A 16,098-nucleotide genomic window follows, 5' to 3' on the forward strand; every position below is an offset into this window, starting at 1 on the left:
GGGCCGGCCGTCCAGCCGGGCCCGGAACACGTCGCCGAGATTGTATGCATTATCCAGTCGCGCCGAAGCCGACGGCGATGCAGTTGATCGACAGCAGCAGCGCGGACTTCACCGCCTCGCGCTTGTCCTCGTCGGTCTCGCTGCGGTAGCGGCGCAGCAGCTCGACCTGCTCGCGGCTGACCTGATTGATGGTCGGCAGCCGCCCGCGCAGGCGTTCGCTGAATTGCGGGAAGCGCTGGGCGAGTTCGCTGTCGCCGGACACCCGCAGCACCATCTCCCGCGTCAGCGCGTATTCCGCCTCGATCATCCCGAAGATGCGCGCGCGGATGCTCGCGTCCTCGACGAGGCCGGCATAGTCGCGGGCGATCTCGAGATCGACCATCAGCAGCGTCTTCTCGACCTCGTCGAGGACGAGGCGGAACACCCGGCAATCCCGGAACAGGCGTCTCAGCAGGGCTTCGCCCGCCTCGCCGCGCACGTCGATGAAGCTCTTCAGCCCCGAGCCGACGCCGTACCAGCCGGTGATGACGTGCCGGTTCTGCGACCACGCGAACACCCAGGGGATCGCGCGCAGATCCGAGAGCGACTTGGCGCCGAAGCGCCGGGCCGGGCGCGAGCCGATATTGAGCAGCGAGATCTCGTCGAGCGGACTCGCCGCCTGGAAGTAATCGACGAGGCCCTCGGCCTGGAGCAGGTTGACGTAGGCCGCCCGCGAGGCGCCCGAGAGCGCTTCCAGCGCGTCGTCGAATTCGGCGCGCGAGCCGTTGCCGTTGCCCTCCGAGAGCAGGGCGTGCTCGAACACCGAGGCGGCCAGCAGCTCCATTTGGTAGGCGGCGGTGCCGCGGTTGGCGTATTTGAACGAGACGACCTCACCCTGCTCGGTGATGCGGAAGCGGCCCTGGATCGAGCCCGGCGGCTGGGCCGCGATGCCGCGATGGGTCGGCACGCCGCCGCGGCTCACCGAACCGCCGCGGCCGTGGAAGAAGGCGATCGGCACGCCGAGATGGTTGCCGAGCGTGGTCAGCCGCACCTGCGCCTTGTAAAGCTCCCAGTTCGAGGCGATGAAGCCGCCGTCCTTGTTGGAATCGGAGTAGCCGATCATCACTTCCTGCACCCCGCCCTGCCAGCGGGTGGAGCGGCGCACCACGGGGATGCCGAGCAGTTCCTTCATGATCGCCGGGGCGGCGCGCAGGTCGTCGATGGTCTCGAACAACGGCACGATCGGCAGCGGGCAGATCTCGGTGCCGGTCGTGTCGAGGAAGATGCCGGCCTCCTTGGCCAGCAGGTAGGCGCCGAGCACGTCGACGGTGGAGCGCGTCATCGACAGGATGAAGGCGCCGAAGGCTTCGCGGTCGAGGGTGTCGCGCATCTCGCCGACCAGGGCGAAGGTGGCGAGCGTCTCGCGCGCGTCGTCGGGCAGACGGTCGGCGAAATCCTCGAACGAGGTTTCGGGCGTGCGCGGCCGGGCCAGCTCGGTGAGCAGCCAATCCTTCCAGGTCGGCGAATCCAGCGCCGGCGGCTCGCGGTCGCCGTTACGCAGCTTCCACAGCGCGTGCAGCGTCTTGGTAGTGCGGGTCGAATTCTCGCGCAGATCGAGCCGCACGGTGGAGAAGCGGAAGATCTCGACCATCCGCCGCACGGGCCGCACGATGTCGGTGGCGAGCGCGCCGCATTTGGCGTCGGCCAGCCCCTTCTCCAGGGTGCGCAGATCGTTGATGAGCCCGTCGGCGCTCGGATAATCCGGCCCGACCGAGCGGGCGCCCTTGTTGCGGGCGATCGTCGCCTCAAGCTTGCGCAGCACGCAGGAGAGGAACTGGCGATAGGCCTCGCCGGGATTGCGGTTGGCGATCGCCCGCGCGTCGCCGGACTCGGCCAGCATATGCGCGAGTTCGCTGCGGAAGGTCTCGGGCACCGGCAGCGAGCGCTCGGTGATCGAGAGCACCCGGCCGAGATGGGTGATGCCGTCGCGGTAGCGGCGGAGCGACGCCAGCGCGTTGCGCTGGAGCGTCTCGCGGGTCACGCTGGCGGTGACGTAGGGGTTGCCGTCGCGGTCGCCGCCGATCCAGCTTCCGAACTGGAAGAACGGCGGCACCTCGAAGGTCTCGTCGGGATAATACTGCGCGAGGCTCTCTTCGAGCGAGAGCAGCATCTCGGGCAGCATCTCGAACAGGGTTTCGTCGAAGAAGTGCAGCCCCCAGGCGACCTCGCGCTCGACGGTGGCCTTCTCCAGATGCAGCTCGCCCGTCATCCAGATCAGCTCGATCTGGTCGCGCAGCTCGTTCATCAGGCCGTTGCGCTCGCGCTCGGTCCAGCGCGGCAGTTCCAGCTCGCGCAGCACGAGGTAGATCCGGCGCAGCTTCTCCAGCACCGTCACGCGCTTGCCCTCGGTGGGATGCGCGGTGATGGTCGGGCGGATGCGCAGGTCCTTGAGCAGCGCGTGGATCTGCTGCGGGCCGATGCCCCGGGCGGAGGCCTCGGCCAGAACCTTGGCGAAGGAGCCATTCAGCGCCTCGCGGCCCTGGTCGCGCTCGACGTGGCGGCGGCGGCGCATAGCCGCGTTCTGCTCGGCGATCGAGACGAGCTGAAACCAGATGCCCTGCACCTGAAGCGCGCGTGCCAGCATCTCCGGCGTGAAGGAGGAGATGTCGGCGCGGCCATGCAGCACGTCCTCCAGCTCGGGATCGTGGCGGCGGGCCACGTCGAGCAGGGCGTGAAACAGGATCTCGAGGGCGTCCTCGGTGGCCGTGCCGGTGATGACCGGCGGCGCGAAGGTCGTGTCGGTCGCGGCTGACGGCCGGGCGTGCAGCGTCTTGGTCATGGGATCCCCCCTGGCGAGGTTCTTTTTCCGGACTCCCGTGGGCAGGCCTGCGGGACGGTGGATCACTCCGATCCACGAGGCCCTTCCTCGCTGGCACGAGGCCGAAGCAAGGAGGGACGGATCGTTCAGGGTTAGGTGAGGCGGTGCCGTTCGCACCACCCCGAAGTCCCCTCCCCGCAAGGACGAGGGGACGGGCGGATCACGCCGCGCGGGCGAGCACGTCGGCCACGGTGCTGCCGAAGGAGCCCGGATCGGGCGCCACGGTCAGGCCGTAGGAGCGCATGATCTCGGCCTTCTCGGCGGCGCTGTCGCCGGTCGCCGAGATGATCGCGCCGGCATGCCCCATGCGGCGGCCCTTGGGGGCGGTGAGGCCCGCCACGAAGCCGATCACGGGCTTGGAAAAGTTCTCCTTGATCCAGGCCGAGGCCTCGGCCTCCTGCGGACCGCCGATCTCACCGATCATCAGCACGGCTTCCGTCTCCGGGTCCTGCTCGAACAGAGCGAGGTGGTCGAGGAAGGAGGAGCCGTTGATCGGATCGCCGCCGATGCCGACGGAGGTCGAGATGCCGATGCCGAGCTCCTTCATCTGCGCGGCGGCCTCGTAGCCCAGCGTGCCGGAGCGGGAGATGACGCCGACCTTGCCGGGCAGGTAGATGTGGCCGGGCATGATGCCGAGCATCGACTTGCCGGGCGAGATGATGCCCGCGCAGTTCGGGCCCACCACCATCGTGCGCTTCTCCTTCGGATAGCGCCGGAGGTAGCGCTTCACCCGCATCATGTCCTGGGCGGGGATGCCGTCGGTGATCGAGCAAACGAGCTTGAGGCCGGCATCGGCCGCCTCCATGATCGCGTCCGCCGCGAAGGGGGGCGCCACGAAGGTGATCGAGGTGGTGGCGCCGGTCGCCTCCACGGCCTCCTTGACGGTGTTGAACACCGGCACGCCGCAATGGGTCTTGCCGCCCTTGCCCGGGGTGACGCCGCCGACGACGTTGGAGCCGTAGGCGATCATCTCCTTGGCGTGGAAGGTGCCCTTGTCGCCCGTGATGCCCTGAACCAGGATCGGGGTCTTCTCGTCGATGAGAATGCTCATGGCGTGATTCCTCCCCCGTTCGTCAGTGCTTGGCGCCGTGGCAGGCTTCGACAGCCTTGCGCGCGGCTTCCGTAAGGGTGTCGGCGGTGATGAGGTCGAGCCCGCTCTCGGCGAGGATCTTCTTGCCTTCATCGACGTTCGTGCCGGCGAGCCGCACGATCAGCGGCACGTCGATCTTCACCTCGCGCGCGGCCTTGACCACGCCCTCCGCGACCCAGTCGCAGCGGTTGATGCCGGCGAAGATGTTGACGAGGATCGCCTTCACGTTGCGGTCCGAAAGGACGAGGCGGAAGGCCGTGGCGACGCGATCCGGGCTGGCGCCGCCGCCCACATCCAGGAAGTTTGCCGGCTCGCCGCCCGCATGCTTGATCATGTCCATGGTCGCCATGGCCAGACCCGCGCCGTTGACGATGCAGCCGATTTCGCCCTCAAGGCCGATATAGCTGAGATTGTGCTCAGCGGCCTGGGCCTCGCGGGGATCGCCCTGGGACGGGTCGTGCATGTCCGCGATGTTGCGGCGGCGGAACAGGGCGTTGTCGTCAAAGGACATCTTGGCGTCGAGCGCCAGAACCCGGTCGTCCTTGGTGACGACGAGCGGGTTGATCTCCAGCATGGTGCCGTCGCAGTCGCGGAACGCCCGGTAGGCGTTCATGATGGTCTTCACCGCGGCCGAGACCTGCTTGATGTTGAGGCCGAGCTGGAACGCGATCTCGCGGGCCTGGAACTGCTGCAGGCCGACGGCCGGCTCGACCACGACTTGGATCAGCGCCTCGGGCTCCTTGGCGGCGATCTCTTCGATATCCATGCCGCCGCGCTGGGAGGCGATGACGCGGACGCGCTCGGCCTTCCGATCGAGGACGTAGCCGAGATAGAGTTCGCGCTCGAACGGGTCGGCGGTCTCGACATAGACGCGCTGCACCGGCTTGCCCTCGGGGCCGGTCTGGAGCGTCACGAGGCGTTTTCCCAGCAGGTCGCGGGCGGCGTCGCGCACTTCGTTATAGGTGCGGCAGAGCTTGATCCCGCCTGCCTTGCCCCGCGCGCCGGCATGGATCTGGGCCTTCACCGCCCAGAACGAGCCGCCGAGCTCGGTCGCCGCGTAGACCGCTTGATCCGGGCTGAAAGCCACGGCGCCCTTCGGGACGGCGACCCCGAAGCTCGCGAGCAGCTCCTTGGCTTGGTACTCGTGAACGTCCATCGAGACCTCCTTCGCGTTTCCGTCGTTTTTGTTGGGCCGACCTTCGCGGAAAAATTACTTTTCGGGAAGCGGGTCAGCTCTCAATTTTTTCTTTTGTAGTGCTTCAGTTTGCTTGCCCGTCAGTGACTTAGAGCCGTATCCAGCCTGATTGCATCAGGCCGGCGCCGCTCGGTCTTTGTTTTGACGCGCATTCTTTCGACGAACCGGTGACCACTTCGTCGGAATGCGCTCGAGCGGGCTTCTCACCTGCGAATCGTCCGGTGCGGGGACGGAGCATAGCAACGCTCGTCCGATCCGCCTCCTCATCCTGAGGTGCCGTAGCGGAGCGGAGGCCTCGAAGGATCCTCCAGCCGGCCGCGCGATCTCTGGACGATCCTTCGAGGCCGCTTCGCGGCACCTCAGGATGAGGAAGAGGGTGGGACGACAGCCATCCGCTCCCCGCCTTTGCGAGGCGGAGCCGCAGCAATGCAAGGCTCGCCCCGTCCGGAACAGTCGCGCTCGGGAATGGCTTCGCGTCCGCTCGCGCCGACGGCGGGCGGCGCGAAGGTCTCAGTTCACCTTGGACTTCACGGTCTCGTAGATCCGCTCGTTGAGCGCGCCCGCCTCGGCCAGCAGGCCTTCCAGCTCCTTCAGCCGCTCCTCGGCGAAGGCGCGGTCGTCGAGGCCCTTGGCGTTGACGTAGACGTTGAGGGCCGCCGAGCGCAGGCCGGCATAGGCCGAGAGCACGGCGACGCCGGCATCCGAAATGACGTTGAGATTGCCCTTCTCGGCGACGATCTCAGCCAGATCGATCACCTCGCGGCAGACGCGGCAGCAGGCGAGCGGCACGTCGGTCGCGGTCTTGAGCGCCTCTTGAATCTTGGCGGCGCGGGCGGCCTTCTCTTCGTCGGTGTTCTTCGGCAGCCCGTAGGCGCCCATCACAGCGTCGAAAGCCTCGACGTCGTCGGCGATCATGCCGGTGAGCGTGCGGCGCAGGCCTTCCGACTTCTCCAGCACCTGCTTGAGGTCAGCCTCGACCTCGACATACTTCTTCTTGCCGATGGTGAGGTTGCACACCATCGAGACCAGCGCCGCGCCCATGGCGCCGGAGATCGCGGCGGCACCACCGCCGCCGGGGGTCGGGGCCGAGCTCGCCAGGCCGTCGAGGAATGTTTCGATCGTCTCGTTGCCGGCCATGGGTCCCTCCCCTGTCAGTTCTTGTTGATTCGCTGGGGCGGCGCCGAAGGCCGGCGCCGCCCATTGAGCTGTGACCCTTTGGGCCGTGAGCCGTCAGGCCATTTCCTTGGCCAGCTTGTAGATCTCCTCGGCATCGAAGACGCCTTCGCTCGACTCGAACAGCTTGGCGATGCAGGCGCGGTGCAGCTTGAGCTTCAAGCCGCCGATGCCCAGCGCACCGAAGGCGCGCTTTCCGCCGTATTCCTTGCCTTTGTCGGTCGCATCGATCCCGCCGATGCCGAGCGGCGGCTGGGCGTTGTAGTCGGCCACGATCTCGATCGAACTCTCGTTCTGCCAGGCTGCCTGCGGCAGCAGTTCAAGGCCGATCGCACCGGCGGTGAAGACGAAATGGGCGCCCTTCACGGCCTCGGCGCGCGAAGCGTCGTCCGCGGTCTCGGCCGCGGTGACGTTCACCTTGAAGCGCTTGTTCACGGAATCGGCCGCGGCCTGCGCCTTGTCGAGCTTGCGCCCGCACAGCACGACCTCGGCGCCCTCGCCGGCGAGCAGCGCCGCCGAGCGCATGCCGACCGGGCCGGTGCCCGCGAGCACGACGGCCTTCTTGCCCTTGACCGAGCCGCCCGCCGCCTTGACGACGAGCGCCACGCCCGCCGCGGCGGTCGTGTTGGAGCCGTTCGAATCCAGCATGCAGGACACGCGGAACGGGCCGAAGAAGCGCTTCTTCACCGCCTCGAACACCCGCTCGCCGGCCGCCATGTCGCCGCCGCCGACGAAGATCGCCGTCGACTGCTTCTCCTTGCCGCCGCGGGTGTAGATCGTGCCGTCGACATAGGCGCCGACGTTGTCGGGCGTGACGTTGCCGTAGCCGGTGATGTGGTCGGCACCGCCGTCGTAGCCGACGACGACGTCGAAGACGCTCGGCGTGGCATCGGTGTCGAACTGGAAGAGCAGCTTCTTGGACATGATTCCTCTGGCCGGTTGTTCATGGACCGCGGTGATGGATCACGCGGTGCGTCTGCATGGAGGATGCGTCCGGGGCCGTCCGGTCCCGGTCGCCCTCGAGAGTCTTTTCGTAACGCGGCCCCATTCCGAGGCCGGTGCGTTTCTTACGCCTCGACGACGTTCTGCGGCTTGCCCGCGACGAAGGCTTCGACGTTGTCCACGAGCTGGTCGGCGAGGATCTGCATCGCCTCCTTGCTCGCCCAGGCCACGTGCGGGGTGACGATCAGGTTCGGCAGGTCGGCGTCGCAGAGGATGTTGCCGTCCTTCGGGGGCTCCTGGGCCACGACGTCGAAGCCGGCGCCGCCGATGGTGCCGTCCTTGAGCGCCTGGAGCAGGGCCGCCTCGTCCACCAGTCCGCCGCGGGCGGTGTTGATGAGGATCGCGGAGCGCTTCATCTTCTTGAGCTGCTCGGCCCCGATCATGTTCTTGGTGTCAGGCGTCAGCGGCACGTGCAGCGTGATGACGTCGGATTGGGTCAGGATCGTCTCGAGATCCACGAGCCCGTCCTGCGGGAACACGTCGAAGGCGAGCACCTTCATGCCGAGGGCCTCGGCCCGCTTGGCGATCGACTTGCCGAGCGCGCCGTAGCCGATGATGCCGAGCGTCGAGCCGGCGATGTCGTAGATCGGGTAATCGAAGTAGCAGAACTGCTTCGACTTGTTCCAATCGCCCCGGCGCACCGAGTTGGCGTAAGGCACGATCGCCCGGCGCAGCGCGAACATCAGGCCGACCACGTGCTCGGGCACGGTGTTGAAGGCGTAGTTGCGGATGTTGACGACCGTGATGCCCTGTGCCTTGGCCGCAGCCTTGTCGACGACGTCCGTGCCCGTGGCAGCCACCGCGATCAGCTTCAAATCGGGAAGCTGCTTCAGCGTGTCGGCGCGCATCGGCACCTTGTTGATCATCGCGATCTCGGCGCCCTGAAGGCGCTCGACGATCTCCTCCGGCGTCCAGGTCGACTCGTATTCCTTGTACTCGTGCGGGAAGTTGAATTCGCGCACGGTCGCGTCGAGCGACTCGCGATCGAGGAAGACGACTTTCTTTGTCATTCTGGACCCCTTCCGGATCGACCGGCGGGCAATCGTGTTGCTCACAAAACCCCTGCCGCCCCGTCGTCGCCGGAGCGAGAACGGTCGGTGACCGGGAGTTTCATGAGGCACCGACGCCGGCCCCGTTTCCTCACCTGTCTCGAAGCGTCTCCCGCGGAACGCCGGCAAGCCGGACGCTCCACGGGGCGCCTTTCTCATGTAGCGGAAGCGGCGCCGTTGGAACCGGCGTCGCCCCCAAAAATCAGGCCAAATTATCAGGCCCTAAGATCAGGCCTTGGCGAGCGGGTTCTCGCGCAGGTAGCTGGAGGCGGCGGCAACACCCGAACCGGGGGTCACCTTCACGCCGTTGTCGATGAGCGACATCTCGGCACCGGCGATGGCGCCGAGCAGCGAGAGTTCGTTCAGGTCGCCGACGTGACCGATGCGGAACACCTTGCCCGCGACCTGGGACAGGCCGGCGCCGAGCGCGAGGTTGTAGCGCACATAGGCGTGCTTGATGATCTTGGCCGCGTCCACACCCTCGGGCGCCAGGATGGCGGTGACGGTGTCGGAGTTCCACTCCGGCGACTTGGCGCAGGTCTTCAGGCCCCAGGCCGCGACGGCCTGACGGGTCGCCTCACCGAGCACGGCGTGGCGGTGGTAGACGTTCTCCAGGCCTTCCTCGAACAGGCAGGCGAGCGCCTCGCGCAGGCCGTAGAGCAGCGGCAGCGGCGGGGTGTAGGGGAAGTAGCCGGTCGGGTTCTGCTTCTTCTGGTCTTCCCAGTCGAAGTAGACGCGGGCGAGCCGGTCGTTGCGGCCGGACTGGCCCTCGGCGGCCTTGAGCGCCTTCTGGCTGACGCAGATCACGCCGAGGCCGGCGGGCAGCATCAGGCCCTTCTGGGAGCCGGCGATGGCGCAGTCGACCTTCCACTCGTCGGCCTTGAACGGCAGCGAGCCGATGGAGGACACGCCGTCGACGAACAGCAGGGCCGGGTGGCCGGCGGCGTCGATCGCCTTGCGCACGGCGCCGATGTTGGAGGTCACGCCGGTCGCGGTCTCGTTATGGACCACCATGACGGCCTTGATCTCATGGTTCTTGTCGGCGCGCAGGGCCTCCTCGATCTTCTCGGGCTTGGCGCCGGTGCCCCACTCCTCCTCCTGGACGACGACGTCCAGGCCGAGGCGCTGGGCCATGTCGATCCAGAGATGGCTGAACTGGCCGAAGCGGGCGGCCAGCACCTTGTCGCCGCGGGCGAGCGTGTTGGACAGCGCCGATTCCCAGATGCCCGTGCCGGAGGCCGGGAACAGGAAGATCGTGCCTTCGGTCGAGCCGAACACCTTCTTGGTGTCCTCGAACAGCGGCTTCGTCAGCGACGGGAAATCGACCGAGCGGTGATCCTCGGACTGCACCATCATGGCGCGCATCACCCGGTCCGGGATGTTGGTCGGGCCGGGAACGAACAGGTGGTTGCGTCCCGGACGTCTCGTTGCCGCCATGAGAATTTCCTCCAATTAAGTCGTTCTGGGCAGAGCGGCCCTTCGCGGCCGCGATCCCGCCCGATCCTGATGGCGAGCGCAAGCCCGCCGCGAAACGTCGTTCAGTCCCACCGCCGGTCCCACCGCAAAGCCGCGCGCAACAGGCCTTCCGCCGACCGGGACCGTACCTCTGCGATGTCGGATCGTTGACCGTCCCGGAGCGGCGAAGCGGCCGTCGTGCCGCCCGCGTCGCGGCGCGTGCAGCCGCGCCGGTCGCCTCCAAAGGACCGAACCCTCGATGCGTCAGCCCGGCGCCGCATTCAAGCGCGCTCCTGCTGCGTGTCCAGCGCTCCCATCCATCGCGGCCATTCCCACACCTCTGCCGGGTGCTGCTGCGCATGCCGGGGCACGCGCGGCGGATGACCTTGGCTGCCGTTATGCCTCCCCCGCCGGGGAATGGAAAACGGAAAAAACTGAACTGAAAAACAAAAAGATTTTCGTATGCACCGGCCGCGGGCAGGGTCTGCGGCGAGCCGTGGGCGGGCGCGGTGCCGGAAACCGGGGAGACCGCCCGCAACGCCGAAGCGGGGCAGAACGATGCACCCCGCCGTCATCAAACTGAGATCGGAATGGGATTTGGCTCTTCCCCGTCGCGGTGCGGTTGTGAAGAGCCGAGGGCGCCAGTGTCACAGGATCCGGAGTCGACCATCCGCGTTCGGACGCTCTTCCTGTCCGATCTGCATCTTGGCACCAAGGGCTGCCAAGCGGCCCTGTTGCTCGACTTCCTGCGCGACGTCGATGCCGACACGATCTACCTCGTGGGCGACATCGTCGACGGCTGGCAGCTCCGCTCGGGCTGGTACTGGCCGCAAGCACATAACGACGTGGTGCAGAAGCTGCTGCGCAAGGTGCGCAAAGGGGCGCATGTCGTCTACGTGCCCGGCAACCACGACGAGTTCCTGCGCGACTATATCGGCATGACCTTCGGCGGCATCGAGATCGCCGACAGCCGGATCCACGTCGCGGCCGACGGCAAGCGCTACCTCGTCATCCACGGCGACCAGTTCGACATGGTGGTGCGCCACTCCAAGTGGCTCGCGCATCTGGGCGACTGGGCCTACACCACGGCGCTCGCGGTCAACACCGTGGTCAACCGGATACGCCGCCGCCTCGGCCTCGCCTACTGGTCGCTCTCGGCCTGGGCGAAGCTCAAGGTGAAGAACGCGGTCAACTTCATCGGGCAGTTCGAGACCTTCCTCGCCACGGAAGCCCGGCGCCAGGGCGCGGACGGGGTGATCTGCGGCCACATCCATCATGCGGCCCACCGCGAGGTCGAGGGGCTGATCTACCTCAACACCGGCGATTGGGTGGAATCCTGCACCGGCATCGTCGAGCATTACGACGGCCGCATGGAGGTGCTGCACTACCCGACCCTGCTGCGCGAGCGCCGCGGGGCCGAGACCTTCGAGCCTGAGATCCGCCGCGCCGTCGCCTAGAGCCCCGCCCCTCACGGACAGACGAGACCCGCATGAGGCTGCTGCTCGCCACCGATGCGTGGCACCCGCAGGTCAACGGTGTGGTGCGCTCGGTCGAGCGCATGGCCGAGGCCGCCGCCGGCCTCGGCGTCGAGCCGCTGATGCTGACGCCGGCCGACTTCCCCTCCCTGCCGATGCCGGGCTACCGCGAGATCCGGCTCTCGCTGGTCACCCGCGGCCGGGTGCTGTCGCGCTGGGAGCGGCTCGCACCGACCCATGTGCACATCGCCACGGAAGGCCCGATCGGCCACGCGGTGCGCGCCGCCTGCCTGTCGCGGGGGCAGGCCTTCACCACGAGCTACCACACCCGCTTTCCCGAATATCTCGCCGCCCGCGCGCCGGTGCCGGAGGCCTGGAGCTATGCGTGGCTGCGCCGCTTCCACGCCGCAGCGAGCGGCACCATGGTCAGCACGCCCTCCCTCGAACGGGAGCTGGCGGGGCGCGGCTTCACCCACCTGATGCGCTGGACCCGCGGCGTCGACACCGACCTCTTCCGCCCCCGTGACGGCGACGACGGGGCGAACCCGTTTTCCGATCTGCCCCGGCCGATCTTCCTCTCGGTCGGCCGGCTCGCGGTCGAGAAGAACCTTGCCGCCTTTCTCAGCCTCGACCTGCCGGGCTCCAAGGTCGTGGTCGGCGACGGGCCGGACCGGGCGCGGCTCCAGGCGCTGGCGCCGGACGCGCACTTCCTCGGGGCGCTGACCGGCGAGGCGCTGGCGCGGGTTTACGCGCGTGCCGACGCCTTCGTGTTCCCGAGCCTGACCGACACATTCGGCATCGTGCTGCTCGAAGCGCTCGCCTCGGGCCTGCCGGTTGCGGCCTATCCCGTGACCGGCCCCCTCGACGTGATCGGCGGCACCGGCGCGGGCGCCCTCGATGCGGATCTGCGCGCGGCCGCACTCGCCGCGCTCGCGATCCCGCGGGAGCGCTGCCGGGCGGAGGCGATGCGCTACACCTGGGCCGAGAGCGCGCGCCAGTTCTACGACAACATCGCGACGGCCCACGCGCTCGGATCGATTCAGCGCTCCGCCCGCCAACCGAACAGCGCCCCGCTGCCGCGCCCCGGCTGAGCGAGGCCGGCATTCCCGCGGGATCGATCGGATGCCGCCGGATTCATGGCCGGGGCGCCCCTTGTCCGCGGGGTTTTGGCCCGCCCCGGGATGACGGGGGAGCGCAGGGATGCCAGGGTCCGCGCCATGGCCCCTCGACCGAAATCCGTCAAAGCCCCGCGCCCGTTCGATCCTGCGCTTGCCGCCACCTATCCGGCGGTGATCGGCTGCGACGAGGTCGGGCGCGGTGCCCTGTGCGGTCCGGTGATGGTGGCGGCCGTGTGGTTCGACCCCATCGCCTTCCCGCCGGAAATTCTGGCCCGGCTCGACGACAGCAAGCGCCTCGACCGTGCCGCGCGCGAGGCGCTGACCCCGCTGATCCGGGCGCATGCGCGGATTTCGCTCGCGGCGGGCTCGCGGGCGCTGGTGGACCGGGTGAACGTGCGCGGGGCGACCCTCAACGCCATGCGCCGGGCGGTCCTGGGCCTCGGCCTCGACGCAACCGTACTGGTGGACGGGCGCGATCCGATTCCCGGCCTGACGCAGGGTTGCCGCGCGGTGATCGGCGGCGACCGCCTCGTGCCGCAGATCGCCGCCGCCTCCATTGTCGCCAAGACGTTTCGCGATGAGATCATGCGTCGGCTCGCCCCGCGCCACCCGGCCTATGCCTGGGAGCGCAACGCCGGCTACGGCACCGCCGCCCACCTCGCCGGCCTCACCGCGCAAGGCCGCAGCCCGCACCACAGGCTCAGCTTCACGGGACGGTTCGAGACCGCGCGCGGCATCCCGGACGCGTGACGGGGTGCCGGTGGGATCTTTGCCGGTGCCGTCGTGTCTCCCCCTCCCCCCGCAGCCATGGCCGTCCGGAAAAACTCGGAAGCCGAAGGTCAGCCGAGTCGGGTTCTCGGAAGCCCTCGCGACCATGCGCTGTGCCCTTTGGCGAGAGCCGTGGGACCGGATCGGGCTTCTCCTCTCATCCGCATGACCCGCCCGCTTAACCGCCCGTTAACCCAAACTTGACTTGATCGATCTCGAGACTGCGCGCTCCCTGCGTGCCTCGATCCGATGCCGCTTCCGCCGAGGGAAGCGCCTGCGCGCCGGGCAAGCCCGGGCGGGCATAGGGGCGGGCAAGGGAGCCGGTAGGGAGACCGACATGCCGCACGATCCCATCCGAACGGGGGGCACGACCCGCCGCGCTGCCCTGCTCGGCCTCTCGGCCGGGCTGTCCGGCGGCCTCCTGGCCGGGGCCGTCCCCGCTCTGGCCTATCAGGACGACGGCGTGCGCCCGGACTCGTTCCGCGCCGCCGAGGTGGTCGAGAACGGGCACCGCTTCTTCGGCAGCGTGTCCCGCGGCCTCGCGCTGACCGTCGAGGAGGCGACCCGGCGCTGGGGCGAGCCCAACGGCTACATCCTCGGACAGGAGGCGTCCGGCGCCATCGTCGGCGGCCTGCGCTTCGGCGAGGGCACGCTCTATACCCGCAATGCCGGGCAGCGCCGGATCTACTGGCAGGGGCCGACGCTCGGCTTCGATGTCGGCGGCGACGGCGCGCGCACCATGATGCTCGTCTACAACCTGCCCGCCGTGCGCGACCTCTACCGCCGCTTCGGCGGCGTCGACGGCTCGGCCTACTTCATCGGCGGCTTCGGCATGACGGCGGTGACCGACGGCGGCATCATCGTGGTGCCGATCCGCTCTGGCGTCGGCGCCCGGCTCGGCATCAATATCGGCTACCTGAAATTCACCGGCCGCCCGACCTGGAACCCGTTCTGACCGTTTCCCGAACGATTCCGGCCACCGCCTGACGCCACGCAATCGCCCGGAGAGGGGGCAGGATGCCCTCTGCGACAAGCGCCCGCGGGTGCGGTCGCCGACGCTTAAGGCCGGAGGGAAGACACGGCGCTTGCCTCCGCGCGGGCAAGACGGGCAAAAGACGCAGCGGCCGGACCTGCCCGGCCGAGGCGGCGTGAGGGCCCCTTCGTGATCGAGACCGTGATGATCTTCGGGCTCGGCTTCCTCCTGGCGAGCCTGTGCGCCCTGACGATCCTGCCGACCGTGAGCGCCCGCGCCAGCCGTCTCGCCCGACGGCGGATCGAGGCGACCCTGCCGGTGAGCGTGTCCGAGGTCGTGGCCGAGCGCGACCATCTGCGCGCGGAGTTCGCCGTCGTGCAGCGGCGGCTGGAGCGAAAGGCCGAGGCGATCGCCGCCCGGCGCCACGCCGACATGGCCGCCATCGGGACCCGCACCATGGAGACCGAGGCTGCGGTCGCCGCCCGGATCCGCAGCGAGGCCGAGGTGGCCCGCGCCCTCGAGCGCATCGCCGGGCTCGACCGGGACCTCGCCTCGGCGCGGGCCGAGGGTGAGACGGGGCTCGCCACCCTGCACGCCCTGGAAGAGGCCCACCGCGCGATCCTCGACGATCTCAAGGCGACGCGCCGGATGCAGGCCGCGACGGTGCCATCGGGCGCCGAGGGCGAGACCGTCGGGCCTGTCTCCACGGCGGCCGAGATCGAGGCGCTGCGCGCGGAGTTGACGGCGGCTCAGGCGGCGCTGGCCGCACGCGGGAGCGACGACACCGCCGAGCTGCGCCGCCGTATCAGCGAGGTCGCCGACGCCTTGGCGCGGCACGACCGTCTGCCCCAAGATCGCTTGCCCCAAGCCGGAGCCTTTCCGGCCGCGTCTCCCGCGCTCGCCGAGAGCTGAAACGCACCGAGCGGCGCCGGCCGGGGGCCTACTCTGCCAGCATCTCTTGCCCCGTCCCGTACGAGCCCGTAAGCACCGAACCATCTTGCGTTTGCCCCGGACCCGCCTTGTTTCGAACAAGCGGGGGCATCATCGCGCCCGGATCTCCTCTCACGAATCTCTTCCCACGAACCGCGATCGAGCGAACATCATGGCTTTGAAGCTGACGCCCCTGGTTCTCGCCCTCACGGGTGCGGTCGCCGTGTTGGCTGCTCCGGCACAGGCGCAGCAGTCGAAGCGCGGCAACGAGACGCTCAAGAAGTACTGCACCGGCGATTACCTCAGCTATTGCGGCAACCTCGACCCGGACGATCCGGCCACCGATCAGTGCTTCAAGACCAACTGGGCCAAGCTCTCCGAAAACTGCCGCCGGGCGATCGACGCCTACGCGCCGCCGAAGGATTCGCAGCGCGGCAACAAGAAGAGCTGACGACCGCGCGGGACCCCGACGGAAGCGGGCGCGCCGCGCATCCATGTCGCGCGCCCCTCGTCCCGCCCGAGACGCCGTGGCCCACCTTTCGGGGCGAGGCTCCAACGGCTAAGCTCGTACCGCCCAGCCGGGAAAGACCGCCGGAAACACCGATGCCCGCCCCTTCCGCCCGCCTCTCGATCCTGATCGCGCTCGGCCTCACCCTGGCCTGCACGGCCTGTGGCCGGCGCGGCAGCCTGGAGCCGCCGGGTGCGGCCCTCTCCGAGACCGCTCCGGGGACGCGGCCCGGCGTTCCCGCCTCGGCGCGGAGCCTGCCGGGCAGCACGGTCTCCGTGGGCGATCGCGGCGCGGCCCCCGATCCGGAAGCCGTGCAGGCGGGCGACGAGCTGAGCGCCGCGGCGATCCCCGCAGGCGGCGACGGCGTTCCGGTCACGACCTCCCGCGGATCCAAGCGCGGCTACCGGATCCCGAAAGAGCCCTTCATCCTCGATCCGCTTCTGTAGCGGGCCGCCGGAACGCGCCCCTACCGAGGCCGGTCTCCGGTTCGGGGGCACACAGCTTC

General features: G+C 68.9%; 14 protein-coding genes. 7 read left to right on the forward strand and 7 right to left on the reverse strand.

All coding sequences use genetic code 11. The features are described from left to right. Window positions 1-49: 49 nt before the first annotated feature. The 7 genes from M2437_RS23990 to M2437_RS24020 form a co-directional block, all read right to left on the reverse strand. Window positions 50-2,818, reverse strand: a complete 2,769-nt coding sequence (locus tag M2437_RS23990; protein WP_253388876.1) for a phosphoenolpyruvate carboxylase — start codon at window positions 2,816-2,818, stop codon at window positions 50-52. Window positions 2,819-3,017: 199 nt separating this feature from the next. After that, window positions 3,018-3,908 (reverse strand): succinate--CoA ligase subunit alpha, encoded by an 891-nt coding sequence (sucD, locus tag M2437_RS23995; RefSeq protein ID WP_003597632.1) that lies wholly within the window; start codon window positions 3,906-3,908, stop codon window positions 3,018-3,020. 22 nt (window positions 3,909-3,930) lie between these two features. Further along, window positions 3,931-5,103, reverse strand: coding sequence for a malate--CoA ligase subunit beta (locus M2437_RS24000; RefSeq protein WP_003597633.1), 1,173 nt, complete (start codon window positions 5,101-5,103; stop codon window positions 3,931-3,933). Between the two features lie 549 nt (window positions 5,104-5,652). Next, a complete protein-coding gene (gene fchA, locus M2437_RS24005) occupies window positions 5,653-6,279 on the reverse strand; it encodes a methenyltetrahydrofolate cyclohydrolase (protein ID WP_003597635.1) in 627 nt (208 codons plus the stop codon). A gap of 93 nt (window positions 6,280-6,372) precedes the next feature. After that, a complete protein-coding gene (locus M2437_RS24010; protein WP_003597637.1) occupies window positions 6,373-7,239 on the reverse strand; it encodes an NADP-dependent methylenetetrahydromethanopterin/methylenetetrahydrofolate dehydrogenase in 867 nt (288 codons plus the stop codon). Between the two features lie 143 nt (window positions 7,240-7,382). After that, window positions 7,383-8,327: a D-2-hydroxyacid dehydrogenase gene (locus M2437_RS24015; protein WP_003597638.1), complete on the reverse strand. Its 945-nt coding sequence runs from the start codon at window positions 8,325-8,327 to the stop codon at window positions 7,383-7,385. Window positions 8,328-8,594: 267 nt separating this feature from the next. Then, the gene (locus tag M2437_RS24020; protein WP_003597639.1) at window positions 8,595-9,803 is read right to left on the reverse strand and encodes an aminotransferase class V-fold PLP-dependent enzyme; all 1,209 of its coding nucleotides are present in this window, start codon (window positions 9,801-9,803) and stop codon (window positions 8,595-8,597) included. Between the two features lie 662 nt (window positions 9,804-10,465). Between M2437_RS24020 and M2437_RS24025 the strand changes: the two genes are divergently transcribed. The 7 genes from M2437_RS24025 (at window position 10,466) to M2437_RS24055 (ending at window position 16,039) form a co-directional block, all read left to right on the forward strand. Further along, window positions 10,466-11,278 carry a UDP-2,3-diacylglucosamine diphosphatase gene (locus tag M2437_RS24025; RefSeq protein ID WP_238507060.1) on the forward strand — a complete coding sequence of 271 codons (813 nt, stop codon included), beginning with the start codon at window positions 10,466-10,468 and terminating at the stop codon, window positions 11,276-11,278. Between the two features lie 32 nt (window positions 11,279-11,310). After that, window positions 11,311-12,387 (forward strand): glycosyltransferase family 4 protein, encoded by a 1,077-nt coding sequence (locus tag M2437_RS24030; protein WP_253388877.1) that lies wholly within the window; start codon window positions 11,311-11,313, stop codon window positions 12,385-12,387. Between the two features lie 126 nt (window positions 12,388-12,513). Continuing rightward, window positions 12,514-13,164: a ribonuclease HII gene (gene rnhB / locus M2437_RS24035; RefSeq protein ID WP_253388878.1), complete on the forward strand. Its 651-nt coding sequence runs from the start codon at window positions 12,514-12,516 to the stop codon at window positions 13,162-13,164. A gap of 355 nt (window positions 13,165-13,519) precedes the next feature. Continuing rightward, window positions 13,520-14,137: a DUF1134 domain-containing protein gene (locus M2437_RS24040; RefSeq protein WP_003597644.1), complete on the forward strand. Its 618-nt coding sequence runs from the start codon at window positions 13,520-13,522 to the stop codon at window positions 14,135-14,137. A gap of 222 nt (window positions 14,138-14,359) precedes the next feature. Next, window positions 14,360-15,067 (forward strand): hypothetical protein, encoded by a 708-nt coding sequence (locus M2437_RS24045; protein WP_253389667.1) that lies wholly within the window; start codon window positions 14,360-14,362, stop codon window positions 15,065-15,067. Window positions 15,068-15,257: 190 nt separating this feature from the next. Continuing rightward, window positions 15,258-15,536: a hypothetical protein gene (locus tag M2437_RS24050; RefSeq protein ID WP_003597646.1), complete on the forward strand. Its 279-nt coding sequence runs from the start codon at window positions 15,258-15,260 to the stop codon at window positions 15,534-15,536. A gap of 152 nt (window positions 15,537-15,688) precedes the next feature. Continuing rightward, window positions 15,689-16,039 (forward strand): hypothetical protein, encoded by a 351-nt coding sequence (locus M2437_RS24055; protein WP_012253357.1) that lies wholly within the window; start codon window positions 15,689-15,691, stop codon window positions 16,037-16,039. Window positions 16,040-16,098 lie beyond the last annotated feature (59 nt).

Origin of the sequence: Methylorubrum pseudosasae (assembly GCF_029504475.1) — a bacterium.
Classification (GTDB): Bacteria; Pseudomonadota; Alphaproteobacteria; order Rhizobiales; family Beijerinckiaceae; genus Methylobacterium; species Methylobacterium extorquens.

What these genes read in the sequence shown, in the direction of transcription:
- M2437_RS24040 (WP_003597644.1), top strand. Translation starts at nt 13,520, where the DNA reads ATGCCGCACGATCCCATCCGAACGGGGGGCACGACCCGCCGCGCTGCC.
- rnhB (WP_253388878.1), top strand. Translation starts at nt 12,514, where the DNA reads ATGGCCCCTCGACCGAAATCCGTCAAAGCCCCGCGCCCGTTCGATCCT.
- M2437_RS23990 (WP_253388876.1), bottom strand. Translation starts at nt 2,818, where the DNA reads ATGACCAAGACGCTGCACGCCCGGCCGTCAGCCGCGACCGACACGACC.
- M2437_RS24000 (WP_003597633.1), bottom strand. Translation starts at nt 5,103, where the DNA reads ATGGACGTTCACGAGTACCAAGCCAAGGAGCTGCTCGCGAGCTTCGGG.
- M2437_RS24045 (WP_253389667.1), top strand. Translation starts at nt 14,360, where the DNA reads ATGATCTTCGGGCTCGGCTTCCTCCTGGCGAGCCTGTGCGCCCTGACG.
- fchA (WP_003597635.1), bottom strand. Translation starts at nt 6,279, where the DNA reads ATGGCCGGCAACGAGACGATCGAAACATTCCTCGACGGCCTGGCGAGC.
- M2437_RS24030 (WP_253388877.1), top strand. Translation starts at nt 11,311, where the DNA reads ATGAGGCTGCTGCTCGCCACCGATGCGTGGCACCCGCAGGTCAACGGT.
- M2437_RS24020 (WP_003597639.1), bottom strand. Translation starts at nt 9,803, where the DNA reads ATGGCGGCAACGAGACGTCCGGGACGCAACCACCTGTTCGTTCCCGGC.
- M2437_RS24015 (WP_003597638.1), bottom strand. Translation starts at nt 8,327, where the DNA reads ATGACAAAGAAAGTCGTCTTCCTCGATCGCGAGTCGCTCGACGCGACC.
- M2437_RS24050 (WP_003597646.1), top strand. Translation starts at nt 15,258, where the DNA reads ATGGCTTTGAAGCTGACGCCCCTGGTTCTCGCCCTCACGGGTGCGGTC.
- M2437_RS24055 (WP_012253357.1), top strand. Translation starts at nt 15,689, where the DNA reads ATGCCCGCCCCTTCCGCCCGCCTCTCGATCCTGATCGCGCTCGGCCTC.
- M2437_RS24010 (WP_003597637.1), bottom strand. Translation starts at nt 7,239, where the DNA reads ATGTCCAAGAAGCTGCTCTTCCAGTTCGACACCGATGCCACGCCGAGC.
- sucD (WP_003597632.1), bottom strand. Translation starts at nt 3,908, where the DNA reads ATGAGCATTCTCATCGACGAGAAGACCCCGATCCTGGTTCAGGGCATC.